The 6,372-nt window shown below is 39.1% G+C and carries 4 protein-coding genes and 1 rRNA gene; 4 read left to right on the forward strand and 1 reads right to left on the reverse strand.

Annotated features, from left to right (window positions below; translation table 11 throughout):
* Window positions 1-5 precede the first annotated feature (5 nt).
* From G440_RS0114545 to G440_RS0114560, 4 genes are all read left to right on the forward strand, one after another.
* Window positions 6-1,280 (forward strand): adenylosuccinate synthase, encoded by a 1,275-nt coding sequence (locus G440_RS0114545; protein ID WP_026451980.1) that lies wholly within the window; start codon window positions 6-8, stop codon window positions 1,278-1,280.
* Between the two features lie 53 nt (window positions 1,281-1,333).
* Entirely contained in the window at window positions 1,334-3,067 is a 1,734-nt protein-coding gene (locus tag G440_RS0114550) for an OstA-like protein (protein WP_084426819.1), read from the forward strand.
* 101 nt (window positions 3,068-3,168) lie between these two features.
* On the forward strand, window positions 3,169-3,942 hold the full coding sequence (locus G440_RS0114555) for an O-methyltransferase (protein ID WP_026451982.1): 774 nt from the start codon (window positions 3,169-3,171) through the stop codon (window positions 3,940-3,942).
* A 188-nt stretch (window positions 3,943-4,130) separates the two neighbouring features.
* Entirely contained in the window at window positions 4,131-4,838 is a 708-nt protein-coding gene (locus tag G440_RS0114560; protein ID WP_026451983.1) for an ABC transporter ATP-binding protein, read from the forward strand.
* A 1,435-nt stretch (window positions 4,839-6,273) separates the two neighbouring features.
* Here the strand turns inward: G440_RS0114560 and rrf are convergent.
* A 5S ribosomal RNA gene (gene rrf / locus G440_RS0114565) occupies window positions 6,274-6,372 on the reverse strand; the annotation flags it as partial.

The following is a 6,372-nucleotide window of genomic DNA, read 5'->3' on the forward strand; positions in this document are numbered from 1 at the left end:
AAATTATGGCAGTAGACTTACTACTTGGATTACAATGGGGCGACGAAGGCAAAGGAAAAATTGTCGATGTCCTAACTAAAAACTATGATATAATCGCACGCTTTCAAGGCGGTCCAAACGCGGGCCATACATTGGAGTTTGACGGAATTAAGCACGTTTTGCGCACGATTCCTTCAGGGATTTTCCATAAAAACGCGATGAACGTAATCGGAAACGGCGTGGTTATAGATCCCGTGGTTTTTGTAAAAGAATTGGAAGGTTTGGACAAATACAATCTTGATTATAAGAAAAATCTGATTCTTTCAAGAAAAGCACATATCATTCTGCCAACGCACCGTTTGTTGGATGCAGCTTCAGAAGCCTCCAAAGGAAAGGCAAAAATTGGCTCAACCTTAAAAGGAATTGGCCCAACCTATATGGACAAAACCGGTAGAAACGGAATCCGTATAGGCGATTTGGAACTCGAAAACTGGCAAGATAAATATCGCGCTTTAGCCGATAAGCACGAAGCGATGATCGACTTCTACAACGTTGATGTTCAATATGATCTGGCCGATCTTGAAACCGAATTCTTTGCGGCAGTAGAAACACTGAAAACACTTACATTTATTGATAGCGAAGAATATTTGCACCAAGCGCAAAAAGAAGGAAAAACTATTTTAGCTGAAGGTGCCCAAGGCTCTTTATTGGATATAGATTTTGGAACCTACCCTTTTGTAACTTCCTCTAACACTACTGCGGCAGGAGCGTGCACAGGTTTAGGCGTTCCTCCAAATAAAGTAAAAGATGTCTTCGGAATTTTTAAAGCCTACACCACTCGAGTTGGTAGTGGCCCCTTCCCTACTGAACTTTTTGACGCTGTGGGTGAGAAAATGGCGATAATAGGAAACGAAATTGGAGCGGTTACCGGCAGGGCGAGACGTTGTGGTTGGTTAGATCTAGTAGCCTTACGCTATGCCGTGCAAGTTAACGGTGTAACTCAACTTATTATGATGAAAGCAGACGTACTTAGTGGATTCGAAACCCTAAAAGTATGTACGGCATATAATTATAAAGGTGAAACTATTAATCATTTCCCTTACAATATTGAAGCAGAAAACGTTACGCCAATCTATACCGAAATGAAAGGTTGGAAAGCAGATTTAACTAAAATGGACGCTATTTCACAGTTGCCACAAGCACTGAATGATTATATAGACTTTCTTGAAAAAGAATTGGAGGTGCCCATTAAAGTTGTTTCAGTTGGTCCAGATAGAAAGCAGACTATTCTTCGGGATTAATTCCCGATAGCAAGCGGAATGAGATTCAGAAGAAATTATTTTAAACAAAGCATTTGAAAGCAATTTCGATATATATCTTATCGTTTCTTTTTTTTTCCTTTTTCGGATCATCACTTTCTGCACAGGAAAAGCAAAAAGTTGATATTCAATCTGGGTATTTGGAAAGACGTCCTGAATTTCCCGATGCAGCCATTTATACAAAAGACGAAACAGGACAAGTTTATATCATTCACGAGGGAGTGGAAATGTGGTGTGATCAAGCCTTTGTTTACACAAACGATAACTTTGTAAAAGCCTATGGCGACGTCCGCATTACCCAAGGCGACACCATATCGATGAACAGCAAATACGCCGAATACAACGGCAATACTCAATTTGCTTTTGCCAGCGGCGATGTGGTTTTAACCGAACCAAAAACAACGCTCCAGACAGATACGCTTTATTTTGACAGAATAAAACAGCAAGCCTATTATAGAACCGGCGGTACCGTTCGGGATACAGCCAGCGTCCTTACAAGCAAGTCTGGCAGGTATTTCGCTGAAAGTAAAAAGTACCAATTTCTTTCGGACGTAAAAATTGTAAATCCAAAATATACGGTCAACAGTAATCAGCTCGATTTCTTTTCTGAAACAGGAGCAGCTTATCTCTATGGGCCTTCAACCATCGTTAGTGAAACCAGCACTGTTTATTGCGAACGGGGTTATTACGATACGCGTGGTGATACTGGCTATTTTATAAAAAACTCAAAAATAGATTACGAAAATCGAACCCTTTACGGGGATAGTATATATTTTGACAGAAATAAAAGCTTTGCTTCTGCAACCAATAACATCAAAGTGCTGGACACTATAAACAAAAGCGTGGTCCGCGGCCATTATGCAGAAGTTTTTCGTGAAAAAGATTCCGTTTTTATCACAAAAAGAGCGGTTGCAATTACCGTTCGGGATCAAGATTCCATGTACGTTCACGCCGATACACTTCGAATAACCGGAAAACCTGAAGACAGAATCCTTAAAGGTTTTAACAAAGCAAGAATGTTTAAACCTGGGAAAGCTGGCGATGAACCAACAAGTGGAAAATGTGACTCCATTTATGTTAATGAAAAAAAGGGAATTACCAAGCTACTTCGAAATCCAGTTTTATGGAGCGGTGAAAACCAGATGATAGGCGACACTATTCATATTTTATCTGATACGCTCACAGATAAACTCGACACCTTAAAAGTGTTTAACAATGCATTTTTGGTGCAAAAAGATAGCATGGGTTTCAATCAAGTTAAAGGTGAAAGACTTATCGGACTTTTTACCAACAATGAATTGGATACAGTAAACATCAATAAAAATGCGCAGGTAATTTATTACTCTCGAAATGACAAAAACGAGTTGGTTGGTATAAACAATACGGTTTCCAGTTCTATTCAAATGTATTTAGAAGAGCAACAGGTTACTGGAATTCGTTTTATTAAAAAAGCAGATGGAAAGGTATATCCACCCTCCATGCTCCCTGAAAATGCAAGACTTCTTCCCGGTTTCCAATGGCGTGGTAAAGAACGATTATTAACAGTTGAAGACTTATTTAAGGGAAAACCCGCACCCATTCTGCCTAAGATAACTGGAATTCCATTGCCAAAAAATGAAGGTCAATTTTTCGATGAAATTCCCGAGGATGAAATTCAGCTTCCAAAGGAATCAAAGCTTTCTCCAAAAGATCTCCAAAATCGACCTGACGATCCTATACCTGAAATGGAGGAAAATCCCCCTACCTCCGAAGGGGACAATGAGGGGTGATGGTTATTGGTTTTTTGGAATCTGGAGTTTGGAATTTATTCACCTTTTGTTATTTGGTCTTTGTCTTTTGAAATTTATCATTTAACGCCTACCTTCCCCACGTGATTCATCAAGCAAAAAGTTATATCAAATTTGTTCGGCTTTCCAAAAATAAACATGGGGTACATTCCCCATTTGTATATGATTTGGTCACCAAATGTTTTAATGATAAAACCAAATATCCAGAATATCAGATTTTAAAATCATATCGAAAAACCTTACTAGCAGATCCCAGTACCATTGAAATGAAGGATTTTGGCCAAGGCTCCCGTGTGTTTAAAGGAACGGCAAGAAAGGTTGCCGCCGTTACTAAAAATGCTGGAATGAAAAAGAAACGACAAAAGTTACTCTTTCGTTTAGGGTATTACTTTATGTCTGAAAATATTTTAGAAATGGGCACTTCTCTTGGTCTTGGTACAGCTGCACTTTCCCTTTCCAATAAATACGCTTTCGTTAATACTGTTGAAGGGTGTCCAAATACAGCAAAAATTGCAGGAGAATATCTTAAAAAATTCAAATTAAAAAACATTCATATCCATCAAGAAACTTTCAAAGAATATCTTTCATTGCATTCCGAGGAAAAATTTGATTTAATCTTTATTGATGGCGACCATAATGGCGAAAGAACCCTGGGCTATTTTAATTCCTTTTTAAACAACGTTCACAACGATTCCGTAATTATTTTTGACGATATTTATTGGACCAAGGACATGACCGAGGCCTGGCAAAAAATTATTGCCAACGAAAAGGTGACCCTCAGCATTGATACATTTCAATGGGGAATTGTTTTTTTCAGAAAAGAACAACCTAAACAACATTTTACGATAAGGATTTAAGGTTGAAAGTTGAAAGCAAATTAAAAAACCATTTCGTCTTAGCGCCCCTGCCGGCAGGCAGGTTTGCGTTCATGTTTTTCATACGGTTGCTAAGAGTTTGAGCATTTAGTTTTTATTGTAATTTGTAATTTACTTTTTTGTAACAAGGCTCGTATCTTTACGTCTTATAAAGCATATTGAAAAAATCTATGGATTTAGTAATAAAAATTCGAAATATCACACGTGACTTCCCTTTGGGACAAGAAATCGTTAAAGTTTTAAAAGGAATCGATCTAGACATTGAGCGAGGAGAATATGTTGCCTTAATGGGTCCATCAGGTTCCGGAAAATCTACTTTGATGAACCTACTGGGTTGTTTGGACACCCCTACTTCTGGAACCTACGAGTTAAATGGAAAAAACGTAAGCAACATGACCGATGATGAATTGGCCGAAATCCGAAACAAGGAAATAGGCTTCGTCTTTCAAACCTTTAATCTTCTCCCTCGAACTACAGCTTTGGAAAATGTAGCATTGCCTATGATTTACGCAGGTGCATCCAAAACCGATCGAACCGAGCGCGCAAAACAGGTTTTAACCAATGTTGGTTTGGCAGATCGAATGGACCACAAACCCAATCAACTTTCGGGTGGACAGCGACAACGTGTGGCTGTTGGAAGAGCCTTGGTCAACAAACCCTCCATCATTTTAGCAGATGAGCCAACGGGAAATTTAGATTCCAAGACCTCCGAGGAAATTATGAATCTTTTTAATGAGATCCACAAAGCAGGCAATACGGTGATTTTGGTTACCCACGAAGAGGAAATTGCAGAAAATGCCCACAGAATTATTAGACTTCGGGACGGAATAGTAGAAAGTGATACTAAGAAAAATATTAACACCAGTATCTTAGAATAGATAGCAGTCACATGCAATTTAGTCTCAATTAGTTAGACGTTAGACACATAGCTAAAGCCTAAATCTATATGCGTAAAATAGTTCTTAAAACCTTCTTCTGGTTGTTAGAAAATTTATGTCCCTGAAACCATTCAATACATACCCTAAACCTTGATATCCTTCTATAGCTAAGGAATTGTGTTTCAAATCTTAAAAATCGAGAAGATCAGACCACGCCATATTGAACACTAACTAATATTCCTGTCTGTTCCTCCCTCCAACAAGCTTTGAAAAGCATCAGCAAAATTCCTTTAATGTGAAGAAAAAAGCTTTTGATTCACAGTACAGGGATGTTAGGAACGTAGAGTTCGTCCTATATAGACTAAGGCTCAACACAAAAAGTTGTGGAATAAATTAAATCCATAGTCATTTTGACTTGAACCATAAAAAACTTTGGATTAATCTCAGGCATTCCGGAATAACCACGGTGCTTTAAGCCCGTGGTTAAAAGTTACAATGAATCCGGCTTTGGCCAAACATTGGATTCCCAAAAGTTACCCTCAAACCTAACAGTTTCCTTTGCCATTCGTAGCTTCATGTGAAGCATGGGAAACCTGTGAGGTTTTCATCTACCTTCTTGCCCTAACTTATCAAACGGAGATCCTATAAAATGAAAGGAGTTTGGCTAAAGCCAATAACCATTTTCCTCAATAACCTCGAGCTAAAGCACGAGGCAATTCAAAAGTACGAACCCGAACGCTTCTTTCTTATTTAATAAACAGGAGCATATACTTTAGAGCACTCCCGAATAACCACGGTGCTTTAGCCCGTGGTTAAAATTTGCGAACGAATCCGGCTTTAGCCAAACATTGGGTTCCCAGAAGTTGTCCCTAAACCTAACAGTTTCCTTTACCATTCGTAGCTTCATGCGAAGCATGGGAAACCTGTGAGGTTTTCATCTACCTTCTTGCCCTAACTTATCAAACGGAGATCCTATAAAATGAAAGGAGTTTGGCTAAAGCCAACACCCATTTTCCTCAATAACCTCGAGCTAAAGCACGAGGCAATTAAAAGTTCGAACCCGAGCGCTTTTTTTTTTATTTAATAATCTGGAGCATATACTTTAGAGCACTCCCGATAGCTATCAGGATTAGAGGAGTCAAAAATGTAGAATTCTTTCTTTATAGATTAACGACTATTTTTGCATAAACACAACAATTGGGCTTGATGCATTGATAGAATGTAAGCAGGTTGCAGCGGCAGTATACCGTTTTCAGGGAATATTTTAAAGGAATTCGGCTCAGAGAAGGAAAACGGATGGGGCGGTAAGGAAGATTTAGTGAAAAGACCACTTTCCGTTGCACCGCCCCTACCACCACGATGTGGGAGCGCAGGTCATTATTTGAGTTTATTGCATAAAAAAAGACCCAATCAAATAAATGATTGGGTCTTTAAAGGAAGGCGGCGACCTACTCTCCCACATAACTGCAGTACCATCGGCGCAAACGGGCTTAACTTCTCTGTTCGGAAAGGTAAGAGGTGAGCCCCGTCGCTA

Source organism: Aequorivita capsosiphonis DSM 23843 (assembly GCF_000429125.1).
Taxonomy (GTDB): domain Bacteria; phylum Bacteroidota; class Bacteroidia; order Flavobacteriales; family Flavobacteriaceae; genus Aequorivita; species Aequorivita capsosiphonis.